The organism is Candidatus Mycobacterium methanotrophicum (genome assembly GCF_023515995.1).
Taxonomy (GTDB): domain Bacteria; phylum Actinomycetota; class Actinomycetes; order Mycobacteriales; family Mycobacteriaceae; genus Mycobacterium; species Mycobacterium methanotrophicum.
On sequence record NZ_CP097320.1, the window covers coordinates 1880647 to 1897808 of the forward strand.

Consider the following 17162-nt stretch of genomic DNA (forward strand, 5'->3'; position numbering starts at 1 on the left):
GCTACGGTGTCCGTCGCCGAAGGGTAGCAGCGGCCAGGCATAGCGCCGCAAGCGCAAATCCCGTCACGGCCAGAATGTCACGTACCGCGACGCCGGTCAGGTCGGTGTGCGCGCCCATCTGTTGCAGGGCCTCCAAGGCATAGCTGGCCGGCAGCACGTTGCTGATCCACTCCAGCCAAGTCGGCATCAGTGCGCGTGGAACGATGATCCCGGCCAGCAACAGTTGCGGCACCATCACCAGCGGAATGAACTGCACGGCCTGAAACTCCGTTCGCGCGAACGCGCTACACAACAAACCGAGGCCGACGCCAAGGACCGCGTTGACGATCGCGATCACGAACACCCAGGCCGGGCTGCCGGCGGTATCGAAGCCGAGGAACCAGAACGACACGACGCAAGCCAACATGGCCTGCATCGCCGCCGCGACCGAAAAGGCTGTGCCATAAGCGATCAGCAGGTCGAATCGGCGCAGCGGAGTGGTCAGGATACGCTCCAACGTTCCCGAAGCCCGCTCGCGCTGCATGGTTATCGCCGTGATGATGAACATCACGAAAAGCGGAAACAAGCCCAGCAGAATCAGGCATGCATTGTTGAACGGCGATGGCGTGCCCGGCCGGTGCGGGGCATTCTCGAACATGAAGTACATCAACGTGATAACCAAGACCGGCACGCCCAAGATCATCGCGACGCTGCGGTGATCGGCAGCCAGCTGGCGCAGGATCCGCGTCGTCGTGGCAGTGTAGCCCCGCAGCGCTAACCGGCCTGGCGCTTCGTGCTGCGCTTGACGATGGACAGAAACGCGTCCTCCAGTGACGTGCATCCGGTGTCCTCTCGTAGTTGGGTCGGGGTGGTCTGCGCGACGAGGTGGCCGTCGCGCATCAGCAACAGGTCGACGCAGTGGTCCGCTTCGTCCATTACGTGGCTGGAAACCAGCAGCGTGGTCCCGGCGCGGGCGAGGTCGCTGAACTGCTCCCATAGATCCGCCCGTAGCACCGGGTCGAGCCCCGCCGTCGGTTCGTCGAGGACCAGCAACTCGGGCTGGCAGACCAGCGCGCATGCCAGCGACGCGCGGGTGCGCTGACCACCGGAGAGATTGCCGCAATAGGCCGTGCTGTGATCGGTCAGCCCTACGCGATCGATCGCGGAGTCAGCGGCGCGACCATTAAAGCCGTAAAGCGACGCAAAATAGCGGACGTTGTCGACGATCCGCAGGTCGTTGTAGATCGTCGGGTCCTGCGGCAGGTATCCGACTCGGCGGCGCAGCGCCGCTGACCCGGCCGGTAGACCAAGTACCTGCACCGTGCCCGAAGCGATGAGCTGGGTACCGACAATGCAGCGAATCAGCGTGGTCTTCCCGCAGCCCGACGGACCGAGCAGGCCGGTGATGCTGCCGCGGGAAATACAAACCGAGAAATCGTGCAGCGCCGGGCGTTTGCCGCGAATCACCCGCAAGTGCTCGATGTCGACGGCAATGTCCTGGCCACCCGAAATAAATTCATCACGCGATGAAGTCATCATATGGTGAATATTCGCCCCTGCCGCCCGGCTGTCAATGGCCGCAGGCACAATCTGTCCGATGGGCGCTGACCAACTCGCGGGCGACCCGGTGGAAGGGGCGCATCGACTACTCGGCGCCACGCTCACGGGTCGCGCCGCCACCGCCACGATCGTCGAGGTAGAGGCTTACGGCGGGGTGCCCGACGGCCCGTGGCCGGACGCTGCGGCGCATTCGTACTGCGGGCCCACCGGTCGCAACGCGGTGATGTTCGGCCCCCCGGGCCGGCTCTACACCTACCGCAGCCACGGCATCCACGTCTGCGCCAACGTGGTGTGCGGCGCCGACGGAACAGCGGCCGCGGTGCTGCTGCGGGCGGCTGCCATCGAGACCGGGCTTGACGCCGCCGTGTCTCGACGCGGTGCCGCTATCCGAACCGCCGCACTGGCCCGCGGGCCGGGAAACCTCTGCTCGGCGTTGGGAATCACCATGGCCGACAACGGAGTCGACTTGTTCGACGGCGACAGCCCGGTGCGGCTGCGGCTCAACGACACCCTCGAGGGTGCTTGCGGCCCGCGCGTTGGGATCAGCCACGCGGCAGACCGGCCGTGGCGGTTGTGGTTACCGGGCCGGGCCGAAGTCTCGGCCTACCGGCGCAGCCCCCGAGCGCCGGCGCCGGGCGCCAGCGACTAAGTCCGTATGCCGACGCGCCGTCCGGTCGCCCGCCGCGGCGCCGCGGCGATGCGCGAAGATCTACGACTGTGGGCATGAGCATCCTCGACGAGCTGAACTGGCGCGGGCTGATCGCGCAGTCGACCGACCTCGACTCGCTGGCCAGCGAGGCTGCCCGGGGCCCGATCACGCTGTACGCCGGGTTCGACCCCACCGCGCCCAGCCTGCACGCCGGACACCTGGTCCCGCTGCTGGCGCTGCGGCGCTTTCAGGCCGCCGGACATCGCCCGATCGTTCTCGCCGGCGGCGCAACCGGCCTGATTGGCGACCCCCGCGATACCGGCGAACGAGTGCTCAACTCCGCCGAAACCGTCGAAGGATGGACCGACCGGATCCGCGGACAGCTGGAACGCTTCGTCGATTTCGACGGTTCGGCTGGATCGTCTGCGGGTGCCATTGTCGAGAACAACCTGGAATGGACCGGCGCGATGTCAGCAATTGAGCTGCTCCGCGACGTGGGCAGGCACTTCTCGGTCAACGTGATGCTGGACCGCGACACCGTGCGGCGTCGCCTGGAGGGCGCGGGAATCTCCTACACCGAGTTCAGCTACATGCTGTTGCAGGCCAACGACTACGTCGAGCTCTACCAACGCCACCACTGCGTGTTGCAGATCGGCGGATCCGACCAGTGGGGCAACATCATCGCCGGGGTGCGGCTGGTGCGCCAGAAGCTGTCAGCCGCCGTGCATGCCCTCACGGTTCCGCTGGTGACCACGGTCGACGGGACGAAGTTCGGCAAATCGACCGGCGGCGGCAACGTATGGCTGGATCCCGAGCTGACGACCCCATACGCCTGGTACCAGTACTTCGTCAACACCGCCGATGCCGACGTCATCCGATACCTGCGCTGGTTCACCTTCCTGTCGGCAGACGAGCTGGCCGAACTCGAGGAGGCCACAGCCTCACGGCCGCAGCAACGTGCAGCACAGCGGCGACTTGCACGCGAACTGACCACCCTCGTGCACGGCGAACACGCCACCGACGCCGTTGAACATGCAAGCCAGGCGTTGTTCGGCCGCGGGGAACTCGGCCGACTGGATGAGTCGACGCTGACCGCCGCGCTACGCGAGACTTCGGTGGCTCAATTGAAACCGGGTACGCCAGACGGGATCGTCGACCTGCTGCTCGCCAGCGGGCTGTCGCAAAGCAAGGGCGCCGCCCGACGCACAATCGCCGAGGGCGGTGTCGCCGTCAACAACACCAAGATCGACGACGAGGACTGGGTGCCGGGGCCAACCGACTTCCTGCATGGACGCTGGTTGGTCTTGCGCCGGGGCAAGCGGAATGTCGCCGGCGTCGAGCGCGTCCGTTGATCTTGCGACGGCCGAAACACGCCCTCTAGAGCAGGCTGTTTGACTCGGCGTTTGCTCTCGCGTAACTTGATCAAGTCGTCGCGACACGGCCGGTCCGTTGAGCGCGACGATGTCCTAGAGGGAAGCTCCACTTCGGTGGGTCTCTCGTCGTCCGCATAGCGAGTAAGCGGCCAATGGCCGCGGGGCTTGTTGCGCGGTCGGAGGGTGTTGTTTGAGAACTCAATAGTGTGTTTGGTGGTTTTGTTTTTGTTGTTGTTTTTTGCCATGCCTTGATATTCCCGTGTTGGGGTGTGGTTTTTTGGATGCCAGTTTTTGGTGTCTTTTTGTTAGGTCAGATTGTTCTGATTCGAATTCTGCCCGGTTTGGTCCGGGGGTTTTTGTTTGGAGAGTTTGATCCTGGCTCAGGACGAACGCTGGCGGCGTGCTTAACACATGCAAGTCGAACGGAAAGGCCCTTTCGGGGGTGCTCGAGTGGCGAACGGGTGAGTAACACGTGGGTGATCTGCCCTGCACTTCGGGATAAGCTTGGGAAACTGGGTCTAATACCGGATAGGACCATGGCATGCATGTGCTGTGGTGGAAAGTGCGGTGTGTAATAGCACTGTGCGGTGTGGGATGGGCCCGCGGCCTATCAGCTTGTTGGTGGGGTGATGGCCTACCAAGGCGACGACGGGTAGCCGGCCTGAGAGGGTGTCCGGCCACACTGGGACTGAGATACGGCCCAGACTCCTACGGGAGGCAGCAGTGGGGAATATTGCACAATGGGCGCAAGCCTGATGCAGCGACGCCGCGTGGGGGATGACGGCCTTCGGGTTGTAAACCTCTTTCACCATCGACGAAGGCCCGGTGTTTGCCGGGTTGACGGTAGGTGGAGAAGAAGCACCGGCCAACTACGTGCCAGCAGCCGCGGTAATACGTAGGGTGCGAGCGTTGTCCGGAATTACTGGGCGTAAAGAGCTCGTAGGTGGTTTGTCGCGTTGTTCGTGAAATCTCACGGCTTAACTGTGAGCGTGCGGGCGATACGGGCAGACTGGAGTACTGCAGGGGAGACTGGAATTCCTGGTGTAGCGGTGGAATGCGCAGATATCAGGAGGAACACCGGTGGCGAAGGCGGGTCTCTGGGCAGTAACTGACGCTGAGGAGCGAAAGCGTGGGGAGCGAACAGGATTAGATACCCTGGTAGTCCACGCCGTAAACGGTGGGTACTAGGTGTGGGTTTCCTTCCTTGGGATCCGTGCCGTAGCTAACGCATTAAGTACCCCGCCTGGGGAGTACGGCCGCAAGGCTAAAACTCAAAGGAATTGACGGGGGCCCGCACAAGCGGCGGAGCATGTGGATTAATTCGATGCAACGCGAAGAACCTTACCTGGGTTTGACATGCACAGGACGCATCCAGAGATGGGTGTTCCCTTGTGGCCTGTGTGCAGGTGGTGCATGGCTGTCGTCAGCTCGTGTCGTGAGATGTTGGGTTAAGTCCCGCAACGAGCGCAACCCTTGTCTCATGTTGCCAGCGCGTGATGGCGGGGACTCGTGAGAGACTGCCGGGGTCAACTCGGAGGAAGGTGGGGATGACGTCAAGTCATCATGCCCCTTATGTCCAGGGCTTCACACATGCTACAATGGCCGGTACAAAGGGCTGCGATGCCGTGAGGTTAAGCGAATCCTTTAAAGCCGGTCTCAGTTCGGATCGGGGTCTGCAACTCGACCCCGTGAAGTCGGAGTCGCTAGTAATCGCAGATCAGCAACGCTGCGGTGAATACGTTCCCGGGCCTTGTACACACCGCCCGTCACGTCATGAAAGTCGGTAACACCCGAAGCCAGTGGCCTAACCCTTGCGGGGGGGAGCTGTCGAAGGTGGGATCGGCGATTGGGACGAAGTCGTAACAAGGTAGCCGTACCGGAAGGTGCGGCTGGATCACCTCCTTTCTAAGGAGCGCCACGAAAAACATCCCGCAGCAAGGCGGGGTGTGGGCCGTGAGGAGCCCGGTCGTCTGTAGTGGGCGCGGGCTGGGTGCGCGACAGCAAAGCGAGAAGCCGGACACGCTATTGGGTCCTGAGGCAACACCCGGGGCCGGTTCGCCGGCCTGTTTCGGGTGGTGTTGCCGCCCCGTCTTGGTGGCGGGGCGTGGTGTTTGGTAATTGGATAGTGGTTGCGAGCATCAGGGGGATGCGTCGCCTGTTTGGCGGGCGGCGTGTTCTTTTGTGCGATTTTTCCAAAATATCTTGTGGTTTTTGTGTTTGTAAGTGTGTTAGGGCGCATGGTGGATGCCTTGGCATCGAGAGCCGATGAAGGACGTGGGAGGCTGCGATATGCCTCGGGGAGCTGTCAACCGAGCGTGGATCCGAGGATGTCCGAATGGGGTAACCCGGCACGAGTGATGTCGTGTCACCCGCCGTTGAATGTATAGGCGGCGGGGGGGAACGCGGGGAAGTGAAACATCTCAGTACCCGTAGGAGAAGAAAACAAGTGTGATTCCGTTAGTAGTGGCGAGCGAACGCGGAGGATGGCTAAACCGCGCGCATGCGATACCCGGCGGGGGTTGTGTGTGCGGTGTTGTGGGGTCTGTGTTCTCCTTACCGCCGTGAGGGGCAGCAGTGAGAAAGCGGCGTGTTAGCCGAAGTGGCCTGGGATGGTCTGCCGTAGACGGTGAGAGCCCGGTAGGTGAAAACATGTCGTCTGTTGTCATAGATACCCGAGTAGCAGCGGGCCCGTGGAATCTGCTGTGAATCTGCCGGGACCACCCGGTAAGCCTGAATACTTCTCGATGACCGATAGCGGATCAGTACCGTGAGGGAATGGTGAAAAGTACCCCGGGAGGGGAGTGAAAGAGTACCTGAAACCGTGTGCCTACAAGCCGTCAGAGCCTTCCCCTCGGGGTGGGGTGATGGCGTGCCTTTTGAAGAATGAGCCTGCGAGTCAGGGACATGTCGCGAGGTTAACCCGGGTGGGGTAGCCGCAGCGAAAGCGAGTCTGAATAGGGCGTATCCCCCGTGTGGGGGTGTAGTGGCGTGTTCTGGACCCGAAGCGGAGTGATCTACCCATGGCCAGGGTGAAGCGCGGGTAAGACCGTGTGGAGGCCCGAACCCACTTAGGTTGAAGACTGAGGGGATGAGTTGTGGGTAGGGGTGAAAGGCCAATCAAACTCCGTGATAGCTGGTTCTCCCCGAAATGCATTTAGGTGCAGCGTTGCATGGTTCTTGCCGGAGGTAGAGCTACTGGATGGCCGATGGGCCCTACTAGGTTACTGACGTCAGCCAAACTCCGAATGCCGGCAAGCCGACAGTGCGGCAGTGAGACGGCGGGGGATAAGCTCCGTGCGTCGAAAGGGAAACAGCCCAGATCGCCGGCTAAGGCCCCTAAGCGTGTGCTAAGTGGGAAAGGATGTGCAGTCGCGAAGACAACCAGGAGGTTGGCTTAGAAGCAGCCACCCTTGAAAGAGTGCGTAATAGCTCACTGGTCAAGTGATTGTGCGCCGATAATGTAGCGGGGCTCAAGCACACCGCCGAAGCCGCGGCAACGGCCTTTGGTCGTTGGGTAGGGGAGCGTCCTGCATCCGGTGAAGCCGCAGAGTGATCTAGCGGTGGAGGGTGTGGGAGTGAGAATGCAGGCATGAGTAGCGATAAGGCAAGTGAGAACCTTGCCCGCCGAAAGACCAAGGGTTCCTGGGCCAGGCCAGTCCGCCCAGGGTGAGTCGGGACCTAAGGCGAGGCCGACAGGCGTAGTCGATGGACAACGGGTTGATATTCCCGTACCCGTGTGTGCGCGCCCGTGATGAATCAGCCCTGCTAACCGCCCAAAACCCCGCTGATCGGATCCTTTTAGGAAAAGACGGCGGGGGGCTGCGCGGGACCCGGGTTGGTAGTAGTCAAGCGATGGGGTGACGCAGGAAGGTAGCCGTACCAGTCAGTGGTAATACTGGGGCAAGCCCGTAGGACGACATCTAGGCAAATCCGGGTGTCATATGTCTAAGAGGTGACGCATAGCCGGATGAGGTGAATTCGGTGATCCTCAGCTGCCGAGAAAAGCCTCTAGCGAGCACACACACGGCCCGTACCCCAAACCGACACAGGTGGTCAGGTAGAGAATACCCAGGCGTACGAGAGAACTATGGTTAAGGAACTCGGCAAAATGCCCCCGTAACTTCGGGAGAAGGGGGGCCGGAACGCCGTCAACCCACATGCTGGGGGCAGCGGGATCCGGTCGCAGAAACCAGTGAGAAGCGACTGTTTACTAAAAACACAGGTCCGTGCGAAGTCGCAAGACGAGGTATACGGACTGACGCCTGCCCGGTGCTGGAAGGTTAAGAGGACCCGTCAACCCCGCAAGGGGTGAAGCGGAGAATTTAAGCCCCAGTAAACGGCGGTGGTAACTATAACCATCCTAAGGTAGCGAAATTCCTTGTCGGGTAAGTTCCGACCTGCACGAATGGCGTAACGACTTCTCAACTGTCTCAACCATAGACTCGGCGAAATTGCACTACGAGTAAAGATGCTCGTTACGCGCGGCAGGACGAAAAGACCCCGGGACCTTCACTACAACTTGGTATTGATGTTCGATGCGGTTTGTGTAGGATAGGTGGGAGACTGTGAAACAATTACGCCAGTAATTGCGGAGTCGTTGTTGAAATACCACTCTGATCGTATTGGACCTCTAACCTCGAACCGTATATCCGGTTCAGGAACAGTGCCTGGCGGGTAGTTTAACTGGGGCGGTTGCCTCCCAAAATGTAACGGAGGCGCCCAAAGGTTCCCTCAACCTGGACGGCAATCAGGTGTCGAGTGCAAGTGCACAAGGGAGCTTGACTGCAAGACCCACACGTCAAGCAGGGACGAAAGTCGGGACTAGTGATCCGGCACCCCCGAGTGGAAGGGGTGTCGCTCAACGGATAAAAGGTACCCCGGGGATAACAGGCTGATCTTCCCCAAGAGTCCATATCGACGGGATGGTTTGGCACCTCGATGTCGGCTCGTCGCATCCTGGGGCTGGAGCAGGTCCCAAGGGTTGGGCTGTTCGCCCATTAAAGCGGCACGCGAGCTGGGTTTAGAACGTCGTGAGACAGTTCGGTCTCTATCCGCCGCGCGCGTCAGAAGCTTGAGGAAACCTGTCCCTAGTACGAGAGGACCGGGACGGACGAACCTCTAGTCCACCAGTTGTCCCACCAGGGGCACCGCTGGATAGCCACGTTCGGACAGGATAACCGCTGAAAGCATCTAAGCGGGAAACCTTCTCCAAGACCAGGCTTCTCACCCATCCAAGTGGGATAAGGCCCCCCGCAGACCACGGGATCAATAGACCAGACCTACACACCCCGCAAGGGGCGCAGGGAACTGGCACTAACCGGCCGAAAACTTACCCACAAAAACCCGCAACCACATCCACACACACCACCCCCGCCACCAAAACACCCTCCAACAAAATAAACTCAATAAAGTTACGGCGGCCACAGCGACAGGGAAACGCCCGGACCCATCCCGAACCCGGAAGCTAAGCCTGCCAGCGCCGATGATACTACCCAACCCGGGTGGAAAAGTAGGACACCGCCGAACACACACAACAAAAAAGGGCGCCCCACAACGGCGCCCTTTTTTGCATTCCAAAAATCAATTCAATATCTGGAGTTGCCCGGCATGATGCCATTCAAGCTGCGGGCTTCTGCCGGCCCAGCAGGTAACGCCAGAAAACGAGTCGGCGCGCCCGCACCTCCGGCAGCATCGCGCCAGTCTGACACCACCGTCGTGAGCAACGACCGCCGACGCCATCATCAGGCCAGCCAAAACGAACGCTGCCCCGGCTATTGGTCGGGGCAGCTTTCACCTGGCTCTTGTTGACAAAATCGCCTACATATCAGGTTCTCAAAACACGCGTCGTGTTCGCAATTCTGCTGATCTGCTGGCTCTTCAATTTTAAACGGGCAGTTGTGATGTCGCTCTCATAGCGCGTGTCGCTGCGTGAGGAGGCCATTGGCCTTCCGAAGTCTGAAGTTACGAATTATTCAGGCGAAGAAAGGAAGCCAAGGGCCATGATCGACGGTACGACATTGTTGTTTGGGCTGCCAGGTGTACAGGTTGAGCGTGTCGAGCGCTGGGCCGACGGGACGCGGGTGGTGCACGCGGTGACCGCGAGCGAGACCGCGGCGGCGTGCCCGTCGTGCGGGGCGGTGTCCACGTCAGTGAAGGAGCGGGTGAGACGCCGACGTCGATGAAATCCGCAAAACGCTAGAAGGTCTGCGAATCGGCGAGGCGAAACTCCACTGGCACGGCAGCAGCGACCAGCGGCGCATCGAACTCGTCGCCGCCGTCGCCCGGCTCCCGGTCACCGGATTCGTCGTCGTCCACGGGGTGCCTGTAGCAACGATTTTGGGTGTTTTGGAGCCAGCGGCCCACCTGCTCAGCACGCTCGTCGGCGATCGGGTGATCGAACACGACATCGACGGTCGTGATCCGGCGGAAGGGCTTGCCGTCACGGTAAGCGACGGCTTCAAGCAGGATCCCTCTCTCGAGGTCGATTTCAAGCACGTAGTGGTCCGCGCCGGTGCCGAGTCGGTGAAGCGCCAATGATCGCAATTCGCGGCGCTCTGACGGGCGGGCTGCGGCACGGGCTGTGAGTGTGGCTCGCCCGGCTATTGTGGACCGGCCAACGGCCGCGAACCTCAGGGCGCCCAGCAGTGGAGTGGGATCGAGCATGACAGCCAGCTCCTCACCGACGCTGCTGCTACCAAACTTGGGGTCATCCTGGTTGCTAAACGCTCCCATCTGGGAATTCCAGGACCACCATCGCTCGCCGCATCGGACTCCGTAGGCGCCGTCGAGCCAGCCGCCGCCTTCGCGTTCTTCGCGGACGCGATTTCCGTCGCGCCAGATCCGGATAATCTCCTCTTGCTCGGCGGGCGCCGGCACGCTGCTCCGCGCCGAGACCGTCGAGAAGGCTGCGCCTGGGCTGTTCCTCTTTTGTTCTTCGATGTCGGCGCGAAACGCAGCGGCTAAACGCTCGTGGTGGCGCCAGGTCCGATAGGTCGCTCGGACGGTCGTGAATGAATCGCCGCCGCGCTGCAGCAGCTCAAGCAAGGCGCCAAGGTCGGGTGGGTCGCGGCCTTCGTCGTTCCCGGTGTCGGGCACAAGGGCCAGGGTACGCAACGGGTTGTTCAGGTGTCGGGAAAACCGGGCGTGTGCGGCGATCGGGTAAAGCGGCCGTAGCGGTGGCCGCCAAGCGCGGCGAGCTTGTCCCTCGTCCTCCGAGGAAGATTGAGTACGAGATTCGCTATGCCACTGCCAATGCGGCCAAGGGTTGGCAGGATCTCGCTGCAACGATCCGGAATTCCCTCGCTGAAGCCTGGGACTTTCTGACGCGAAGCCCTTTGACCGTGACCCCGACCAACTACCCGTGCGAGGCGAACTCGGCACCATCGCCCGCGGAGGCAAGACCCATGAGCGCTGGCAGCACAAGCCGACGCTCGCAAGGTAACTTGCGCAGCCGGGACAGGCAAGGTAACTTGCGCAGCCGGGACAGGCAAGGTAACTTGCGCAGGTGGAGATCGCGGACAACGCCCGTAAGCACGGTGTTGCCGACGAGGACATCGAGCACGCAGTCCACAATGCCATCCGCGTAGTCAGCGGGGCCGACCGTGACCTCTACATCGGTGCCGACCGCGCTGGCCGGCTCCTTGAGGTCGTCGTTCTCGACGACGACGGCCAGCCCGTGGCGATCCACGCCATGGCGCTCCGTCCGAAGTTTTACGAGCACTTGTAGAGGTGATGGACATGCCCCGAACCCGCGAACAGCTCCAGCAAGCCGCCGACGCCGCCGAGCGGTGGCTCGACTCGCTCGACCCGGCGGCTATTGCTTCGCCGGATGCCGATGCCAGTCGGTTGCGCCGCATCGGTGATGCCGTACGCGCTGTTGCCAAGAGCCAGGTGGAATTGGCCGATGCCGTGGCCGAGGCCCGGGCGCACGGACACACGTGGACTCAGATCGCAGCCATGCTCGGCACCAGCCGCCAGGCTGCTCAGGAACGCTACGGCGAACTAGCCGAGCGTCCGTAAAGCGGATCGACCCCGGGGCTCGGTGGGAGGACGGTCAGCTTGGCCGGACTGACACCCTTGTCTGACATCTAGAGATTCGAGGTCGATCAAATCCTGTCTCGCTGGTCGGCGTCATTGAGGGCGATTGCGAGCTCGGTGAGGCCGGTGACCGTGCGTACTGCTGGGTTGTTCTGCCAGTCGTGGGTGTCCTCGTTTTCGTGGTGCCAGGTCGTGTGGTAGGGCACGTAAACGGCTCGGGCGCCGATGGCAATAACCGGGAGCACATCGCTGCGAGGTGAACGCTCATCAGCATGACGATGCTCGCAGGGGGCTGTTTCCGACCATGAGGAAGCGCGGTGGTGGGCATTCCAGCAGTCGCAGTAGCTCGCTGTATTTGTGCGGCGTCTTGTCGCTGACAACTTCCACATGATCAAAGTGCTGGGCGAGTTCGGATGAACAGAGCTTTCGTTCTGGTCACCTGATTCAGCAAACCGTCTGCGCCGTCGATCGGGGTCCCGGTCTTCACCGCGTCCTTGACCAGCGAGTCCAGCGTCTCTTCAGTGAACCCCTCTGCCAGCCGCCGCGCCGCGCTCACATCCTCAGCCGGCGCTTGCGTGGCCTTGGTCACAAAACACTCCTTCTGTCCGCCCCAACGGCGGTCCGATGATGGACCACCCCAGACTTACACAGATGGAATGACACGCTCCCAGCACACGCAACCAGGCATCAGCCGGGCTGGCCGCAGCCACCGAGCCCACATCGGCGGCACCCGCGCCCAGACTGCCCAGCTCCGGAACCGCCCCGGAAACGCCAGCCAGATCGCCCAACGAAGCGGTGATCGCATTGAGCACCTGATCGATGACCACGTCAAACTCATCGGCGCGGGCCTTGGGCGCATGCGCCAACGGCCCAAGCCCGAACGTCACGAACGCGCTGACCGCCCCGGTCATCCCAATGGTGCGTCGACGCCGCTGCACCATCGCCTTACGCGAAGTTGGACTGCGCTTCCTGGAGTGTCGATCCGCCATGGCTCAAACCCTTCCCAGGCGGCAGAGATGGGCGTACTTAAGCAGCTCTAAGGTAAACCTTGGGTTCTGCCAAGGTTGGCTTTCAGCCGAACCCGTCGAAGTTCGTTGCCATGCCCGACGGTCTGGAATGTCGGATAACTTTCCCGGCCTGACGGGTGACTTCTCGGGTGGTCAGCTGGGCCAAGACGACTGGCATGGCAGCGTGGGCGCGGTCCTTCGCAAACCAGTCGTTGCTCCCCGTAGACCTGGCCGGATCACGAACACTGCACCGAGCAGGTGGTGTCCCGCTGCCGCAACAACTTCTGCGGGGAGTGTATGGAGCAGACCGGCTCGGGGTAACGCGATGGCGGCGAGTACTCCAGATGCCGTTCACGTTGTCGAGGGTGCGCTGCCTGGCCAGCTCGATCATCGCCGCTGAGCGGTCGACCGCGTCGACGTGTTCGACTCGGCGGGCTAATCGCGCCGCGAAAGCTCCGGCGCCGCATGCCGCGTCGAGGACACGACGACTGTGCTCCGGCAATTGGCCGAGCAGTAGACGCGAGCAGTAGACGGCGGTAGTAGGCATTGTGATCCCAGTCGAGCACGGCGCAGACGTTACCGGCGGGCCAGACGAAGCCCGCCGCCGAAGCCCTTTAGCCACGACCCCAACCGGTACACCATTGCCCGTATCCTTTGACACGACGACATCAAAAAAGTGGTTCGGGACGAAGGGTACGAGTGGTCTAGGAGTGATTGATGATACGCGCGGTGGCAACGGTAAACCGCGACCGAGGCGAGTGCTGCGGTCCCAAGGACCAACTTCCGGCCCTGCACGCGCGCGCAGAGCGCAACCGCGGCATCCGTCGGCCGGCGATGAGACCGCGGCCCCGCCGATCCCGCCCGATATCGAAGCGAAACAGCTGGCGCCCGAGATCCGGCGAGAACTCAGCACCTTGGATCGGGCCACCGCCGATGCCGTGGCCCGCCACCTGGTCGCCGCCGGCGAGCTGATCGACGACGACCCCGAAGCCGCGCTGAGGCACGCGCGGGCCGCCCGGGCCCGCTCTGGCCGGATCGCCGCCGTGCGGGAAGCCGTCGGGATCGCCGCCTACCACTGTGGCGACTGGGCGCAGGCGCTGGCCGAACTGCGCACGGCACGCAGGATGGGTAGTAAGTCCCCGTTACTTCCGCTGATCATCGACTGCGAACGCGGCGTGGGCCGACCAGAACGGGCGCTTGAGCTGGCCCGTGGACCGGAGGCGGCCCTGCTCAGCGGCGAGGAAGCCGATGAGGTGCGCATCGTCGCGGCCGGCGCCCGCGCGGACCTCGGGCAGCTCGAACAAGCCCTCACCGTCTTGTCCACACCGCAGCTGGACCCGGTACGAAGAGGGACGACCGCGGCCCGGCTGTTCTATGCATACGCGGAGACACTGCTGGCGCTGGACCGGCGCGACGAGGCGCTGGAATGGTTCCTGCGCGCCGCGGCCGCCGACATCGAGGGTGTCACCGATGCCGAAGACCGAGTGAGCGAGCTCGGCTGACGTGGGAACGCTTGCGCAACAATATGATTGCCTACTTCTAGACCTGGACGGGACGGTGTTCTGCGGCCATCAGCTGACCGAGGGAGCGGCGGACTCGTTGGATAGGGCTCCGGGCCGCAAGCTCTTCGTGACCAACAACGCCTCGCGCAGCGCCGACGAAGTTGTCGACCATCTGCGCGACATCGGCCTGAAGGCGACCGCCGAGGATGTGGTCACCAGCGCGCAAAGCGCCGCCCGTGTGCTGGCCGCGCAACTGGCTCCCGAGTCGCGGGTGCTGGTGGTCGGCACCGATTCGCTGGCCGAGGAGATCACGGCTGTCGGGCTGCGGCCGGTACGCGTATTCCAAGACGAACCGCACGCCGTTGTCCAAGGTCACTCGACCGAAACCAGCTGGATCAACCTCGCCGAGGCGGCGCTGGCCATCCGCGCCGGGGCGCTGTGGGTAGCGGCCAATGTCGACGCGACCCTGCCCACCGAATGCGGTCTGCTGCCGGGCAACGGCGCCATGGTGGCCGCGCTGAAAGCAGCGACCGGGGCCGAGCCTCAGGTGGCGGGCAAGCCGTCGCCGACTTTGATGACAGATGCGTTGGCGCGCGGCGACTTTCGCGCGCCGCTGGTGGTCGGCGATCGACTGAACACCGATATCGCGGCCGCCAACGCGGCCGGGCTGCCCAGCTTGATGGTTCTGTGCGGCGTCAATTCCGCGCGGGATGCGGTCCACGCTGTGCCTGAACAACGCGCCACCTACATCGGCTACGACCTGCGCGCGCTGCACCAGACCGCCGATGAGCTCGCGGTTGCGCCGCAAGCGGCATGGCGCGTCCAGACTGGGGAGATGTCGGTAAGGGTCAGCACCGGCCGCGGCGATGAGGCGCGCGATGACCTGTCGATCGTTCGTGCCGTCGCCAACGCCGTCTGGGCGCTCGATGGCGACCCGCGCGCGGTCACCATCAAAGCCGGCGACGATTCCGCACACGACGCCCTGCAACGGTGGTCTCTGGTCTGAATCCGATAGCGTTATGACCGAAATGACTCGCGCCGGCGACGATGCAGAGCGTAGCGATGAGAAGGAGCGGCGCAATGACTACCAATCCTGATCAGATTCGCGCCCAGATCGACGCCGTGCTCGCTGAGCTGCCTGATCTTGCCGATGTCGAGAACGTGCCCGCCGAAGCCGATCTCGAAGAGGTAGCGCGCCGGCTGTCTGTTGCACACGACATGCTGGTACAGGCGCTGGAGTCGACGGAGAAGGGCTGAGTGTGCCGTGCCGCGGCGTAGCCGTGTTGACGTCGAGCTGGTTCGGCGCGGGCTGGCCCGATCTCGCCAGCAGGCCGCAGAGTTGATCGACGCCGGAAAGGTCAGCATTGACGGCATGCCGGCGGTCAAGCCCGGCACCGCCGTCGCAGCGACTGCCGCCCTTCGTGTCGCCGACGACGCCGAGCGTGGCTGGGTGTCGCGTGGCGCCCACAAACTCATCGGTGCGCTCGACACCTTCGGGATCAGCGTCACGGGTCGGCGCTGCCTGGATGCCGGCGCGTCCACCGGCGGGTTCACCGAAGTATTACTGGATCGTGGCGCACGCGAAGTGGTCGCCGTCGACGTCGGATATGGCCAGCTGGCCTGGTCGCTGCGGTCGGATCCGCGGGTGGCCGTCGTCGAGCGGACCAACGCGCGGGAGCTGACAGCTGCGATGATCGGCGGCCCGGTTGAAATCGTCGTCGCCGACCTGTCGTTCATCTCGCTGAACACGGTGTTGCCTGCGCTGACTGGATGCGCATCGCACGACGCAGATATCTTTCCCATGGTGAAGCCGCAGTTCGAGGTGGGCAAAGGTCAGGTAGGCGCGGGGGGAGTCGTGCACGACCCGGGGCTGCGGGCGGGCGCGGTGCTTGCCGTCGGGCGCCACGCCGAACAGCTGGGATGGCACACCGTCGGGGTCACCGCCAGCCCGCTACCGGGCCCGTCGGGCAACGTCGAATACTTCCTGTGGCTGCGCGCGGAGACCGACCGGGGCTTGTCGGATGATGAATTGGCACGCGTGGTCCAAGCCGCCGTCGATAGCGGTCCGGTGACGATGCGGGCCGGTACGGCCCGCGGAGGAGGCGGACAATCAGAAGGCGGTCCACGATGAAGCGTGAGCGCACCGTGCTGCTGGTGGTCCACACCGGACGTGAGGAAGCTACCGACACCGCCCGTCGCGTCGAAAAGGTGCTCGGCGACAACGGAATTGGCTTGCGAGTGTTGTCGGCTGAGGCGGTCGACAAAGGTCCGCTGCATCTTTCCCCGGACGATATGCGCGCGTTGGGCGTCGACATTGAGGTCGTCGATGCCGACCCGAACGCCGCTGACGGCTGCGAGCTGGTGGTGGGGCTCGGCGGCGACGGCACCTTTCTGCGGGCCGCGGAGCTGGCACGGAATGCCTGCATTCCGGTGCTGGGCGTCAACCTGGGCCGGATCGGTTTCCTGGCCGAAGCAGAAGCCGGCGCGATCGATACGGTGCTCGAGCATGTCGTGGCCCGGAGCTACCGAGTCGACGACCGCTTGACGCTCGACATCGCGGTGCAGGTCAAGGGTGAGGTGATCAGCCGCGGATGGGCGCTCAACGACGCCAGCTTGGAAAAGGGACCGCGGTTGGGAGTGCTCGGAGTGGTCCTCGAGGTCGACGGTCGGCCGGTGTCGACCTTCGGCTGCGACGGGGTGCTGGTGTCAACCCCCACCGGATCCACGGCTTACGCATTCTCCGCGGGCGGCCCCGTGCTGTGGCCGGATCTCGAAGCGCTCCTGGTAGTGCCCAACAACGCTCACGCACTGTTCGCCCGGCCGATGGTGACCACTCCGGACGCCGCGATCGCCATCGAAATCGAGCCCGAGGGGCACGACGCAATCGTGTTCTGCGATGGCCGCCGCCAGATGCTGGTACCGGCCGGTGGACGGTTGGAAGTGCAGCGCTGCGAGGTGTCGGTGAAATGGGCGCGGCTGGATAGTGCGCCGTTCACCGACCGCCTGGTCCGCAAGTTCCGCTTGCCGGTCACCGGCTGGCGCGGACGGTAACGGT

General features: G+C 63.3%; 17 protein-coding genes and 3 rRNA genes. 13 read left to right on the top strand and 7 right to left on the bottom strand.

Annotation, left to right across the window (positions count from 1 at the left end):
• Position 1: 1 nt before the first annotated feature.
• Together M5I08_RS10035 and M5I08_RS10040 are read right to left on the bottom strand one after the other, a co-directional pair.
• Positions 2-751, bottom strand: coding sequence for an ABC transporter permease (locus M5I08_RS10035; protein WP_249763339.1), 750 nt, complete (start codon positions 749-751; stop codon positions 2-4).
• Positions 752-753: 2 nt separating this feature from the next.
• Complete coding sequence (locus M5I08_RS10040) at positions 754-1518, bottom strand: ABC transporter ATP-binding protein (RefSeq protein WP_219066471.1); 765 nt, start codon at positions 1516-1518, stop codon at positions 754-756.
• Positions 1519-1576: 58 nt separating this feature from the next.
• On the opposite strand from M5I08_RS10040, the gene M5I08_RS10045 reads away from it, so the two are divergent.
• The 6 genes from M5I08_RS10045 to M5I08_RS10070 all read left to right on the top strand — a co-directional run bounded on the left by M5I08_RS10045 (position 1577) and on the right by M5I08_RS10070 (position 9743).
• A complete protein-coding gene (locus M5I08_RS10045; RefSeq protein WP_219066472.1) occupies positions 1577-2188 on the top strand; it encodes a DNA-3-methyladenine glycosylase in 612 nt (203 codons plus the stop codon).
• Between the two features lie 74 nt (positions 2189-2262).
• Entirely contained in the window at positions 2263-3540 is a 1278-nt protein-coding gene (tyrS, locus tag M5I08_RS10050) for a tyrosine--tRNA ligase (RefSeq protein WP_370328602.1), read from the top strand.
• Between the two features lie 378 nt (positions 3541-3918).
• Positions 3919-5466, top strand: a 16S ribosomal RNA gene (locus M5I08_RS10055).
• Positions 5467-5778: 312 nt separating this feature from the next.
• A 23S ribosomal RNA gene (locus M5I08_RS10060) occupies positions 5779-8898 on the top strand.
• A gap of 75 nt (positions 8899-8973) precedes the next feature.
• Positions 8974-9087: ribosomal RNA gene (gene rrf / locus M5I08_RS10065) — 5S ribosomal RNA — on the top strand.
• Together the 16S, 23S and 5S rRNA genes form the textbook arrangement of a ribosomal RNA operon.
• Positions 9088-9560: 473 nt before the next feature.
• Positions 9561-9743: a hypothetical protein gene (locus M5I08_RS10070; RefSeq protein ID WP_249763229.1), complete on the top strand. Its 183-nt coding sequence runs from the start codon at positions 9561-9563 to the stop codon at positions 9741-9743.
• A 13-nt stretch (positions 9744-9756) separates the two neighbouring features.
• On the opposite strand, the gene M5I08_RS10075 is transcribed toward M5I08_RS10070, so the two are convergent.
• Entirely contained in the window at positions 9757-10656 is a 900-nt protein-coding gene (locus M5I08_RS10075; protein WP_219069556.1) for a hypothetical protein, read from the bottom strand.
• Positions 10657-11065: 409 nt separating this feature from the next.
• On the opposite strand from M5I08_RS10075, the gene M5I08_RS10080 reads away from it, so the two are divergent.
• Both M5I08_RS10080 and M5I08_RS10085 read left to right on the top strand, forming a co-directional pair.
• The gene (locus tag M5I08_RS10080) at positions 11066-11287 is read left to right on the top strand and encodes a hypothetical protein (RefSeq protein WP_249763230.1); all 222 of its coding nucleotides are present in this window, start codon (positions 11066-11068) and stop codon (positions 11285-11287) included.
• Between the two features lie 11 nt (positions 11288-11298).
• Entirely contained in the window at positions 11299-11580 is a 282-nt protein-coding gene (locus M5I08_RS10085; protein ID WP_219069558.1) for a hypothetical protein, read from the top strand.
• Between the two features lie 86 nt (positions 11581-11666).
• Here the strand turns inward: M5I08_RS10085 and M5I08_RS10090 are convergent, their stop codons facing one another.
• The 4 genes from M5I08_RS10090 to M5I08_RS26700 form a co-directional block, all read right to left on the bottom strand.
• Complete coding sequence (locus tag M5I08_RS10090) at positions 11667-11804, bottom strand: hypothetical protein (RefSeq protein WP_219069552.1); 138 nt, start codon at positions 11802-11804, stop codon at positions 11667-11669.
• A gap of 185 nt (positions 11805-11989) precedes the next feature.
• Positions 11990-12187, bottom strand: coding sequence for a hypothetical protein (locus M5I08_RS10095; RefSeq protein WP_219069550.1), 198 nt, complete (start codon positions 12185-12187; stop codon positions 11990-11992).
• Positions 12159-12509, bottom strand: coding sequence for a hypothetical protein (locus M5I08_RS10100; RefSeq protein ID WP_249763231.1), 351 nt, complete (start codon positions 12507-12509; stop codon positions 12159-12161). The genes M5I08_RS10095 and M5I08_RS10100 overlap by 29 nt, the downstream gene beginning before the upstream one ends.
• Before the next feature lie 160 nt (positions 12510-12669).
• Positions 12670-13152, bottom strand: coding sequence for a methyltransferase domain-containing protein (locus tag M5I08_RS26700; RefSeq protein ID WP_219069546.1), 483 nt, complete (start codon positions 13150-13152; stop codon positions 12670-12672).
• 166 nt (positions 13153-13318) lie between these two features.
• Between M5I08_RS26700 and M5I08_RS10105 the strand changes: the two genes are divergently transcribed.
• The 5 genes from M5I08_RS10105 (at position 13319) to M5I08_RS10125 (ending at position 17158) form a co-directional block, all read left to right on the top strand.
• Entirely contained in the window at positions 13319-14107 is a 789-nt protein-coding gene (locus M5I08_RS10105) for a tetratricopeptide repeat protein (protein WP_370328631.1), read from the top strand.
• A 1-nt stretch (position 14108) separates the two neighbouring features.
• Positions 14109-15113, top strand: coding sequence for an HAD-IIA family hydrolase (locus tag M5I08_RS10110; protein WP_219069542.1), 1005 nt, complete (start codon positions 14109-14111; stop codon positions 15111-15113).
• 74 nt (positions 15114-15187) lie between these two features.
• Positions 15188-15364, top strand: a complete 177-nt coding sequence (locus M5I08_RS10115; protein ID WP_219069540.1) for a hypothetical protein — start codon at positions 15188-15190, stop codon at positions 15362-15364.
• Between the two features lie 7 nt (positions 15365-15371).
• Positions 15372-16238, top strand: a complete 867-nt coding sequence (locus M5I08_RS10120) for a TlyA family RNA methyltransferase (protein WP_219069538.1) — start codon at positions 15372-15374, stop codon at positions 16236-16238.
• The gene (locus M5I08_RS10125; RefSeq protein ID WP_219069536.1) at positions 16235-17158 is read left to right on the top strand and encodes an NAD kinase; all 924 of its coding nucleotides are present in this window, start codon (positions 16235-16237) and stop codon (positions 17156-17158) included. The genes M5I08_RS10120 and M5I08_RS10125 overlap by 4 nt, the downstream gene beginning before the upstream one ends.
• The last annotated feature ends 4 nt before the right edge of the window (positions 17159-17162 follow it).

Coding starts and splice junctions, on each gene's coding strand:
- M5I08_RS10040 (WP_219066471.1), bottom strand. CDS start 1,518: ATGATGACTTCATCGCGTGATGAATTTATTTCGGGTGGCCAGGACATT.
- M5I08_RS10045 (WP_219066472.1), top strand. CDS start 1,577: ATGGGCGCTGACCAACTCGCGGGCGACCCGGTGGAAGGGGCGCATCGA.
- tyrS (WP_370328602.1), top strand. CDS start 2,263: ATGAGCATCCTCGACGAGCTGAACTGGCGCGGGCTGATCGCGCAGTCG.
- M5I08_RS10070 (WP_249763229.1), top strand. CDS start 9,561: ATGATCGACGGTACGACATTGTTGTTTGGGCTGCCAGGTGTACAGGTT.
- M5I08_RS10085 (WP_219069558.1), top strand. CDS start 11,299: ATGCCCCGAACCCGCGAACAGCTCCAGCAAGCCGCCGACGCCGCCGAG.
- M5I08_RS10100 (WP_249763231.1), bottom strand. CDS start 12,509: ATGACCGGGGCGGTCAGCGCGTTCGTGACGTTCGGGCTTGGGCCGTTG.
- M5I08_RS26700 (WP_219069546.1), bottom strand. CDS start 13,152: ATGCCTACTACCGCCGTCTACTGCTCGCGTCTACTGCTCGGCCAATTG.
- M5I08_RS10115 (WP_219069540.1), top strand. CDS start 15,188: ATGACTACCAATCCTGATCAGATTCGCGCCCAGATCGACGCCGTGCTC.
- M5I08_RS10125 (WP_219069536.1), top strand. CDS start 16,235: ATGAAGCGTGAGCGCACCGTGCTGCTGGTGGTCCACACCGGACGTGAG.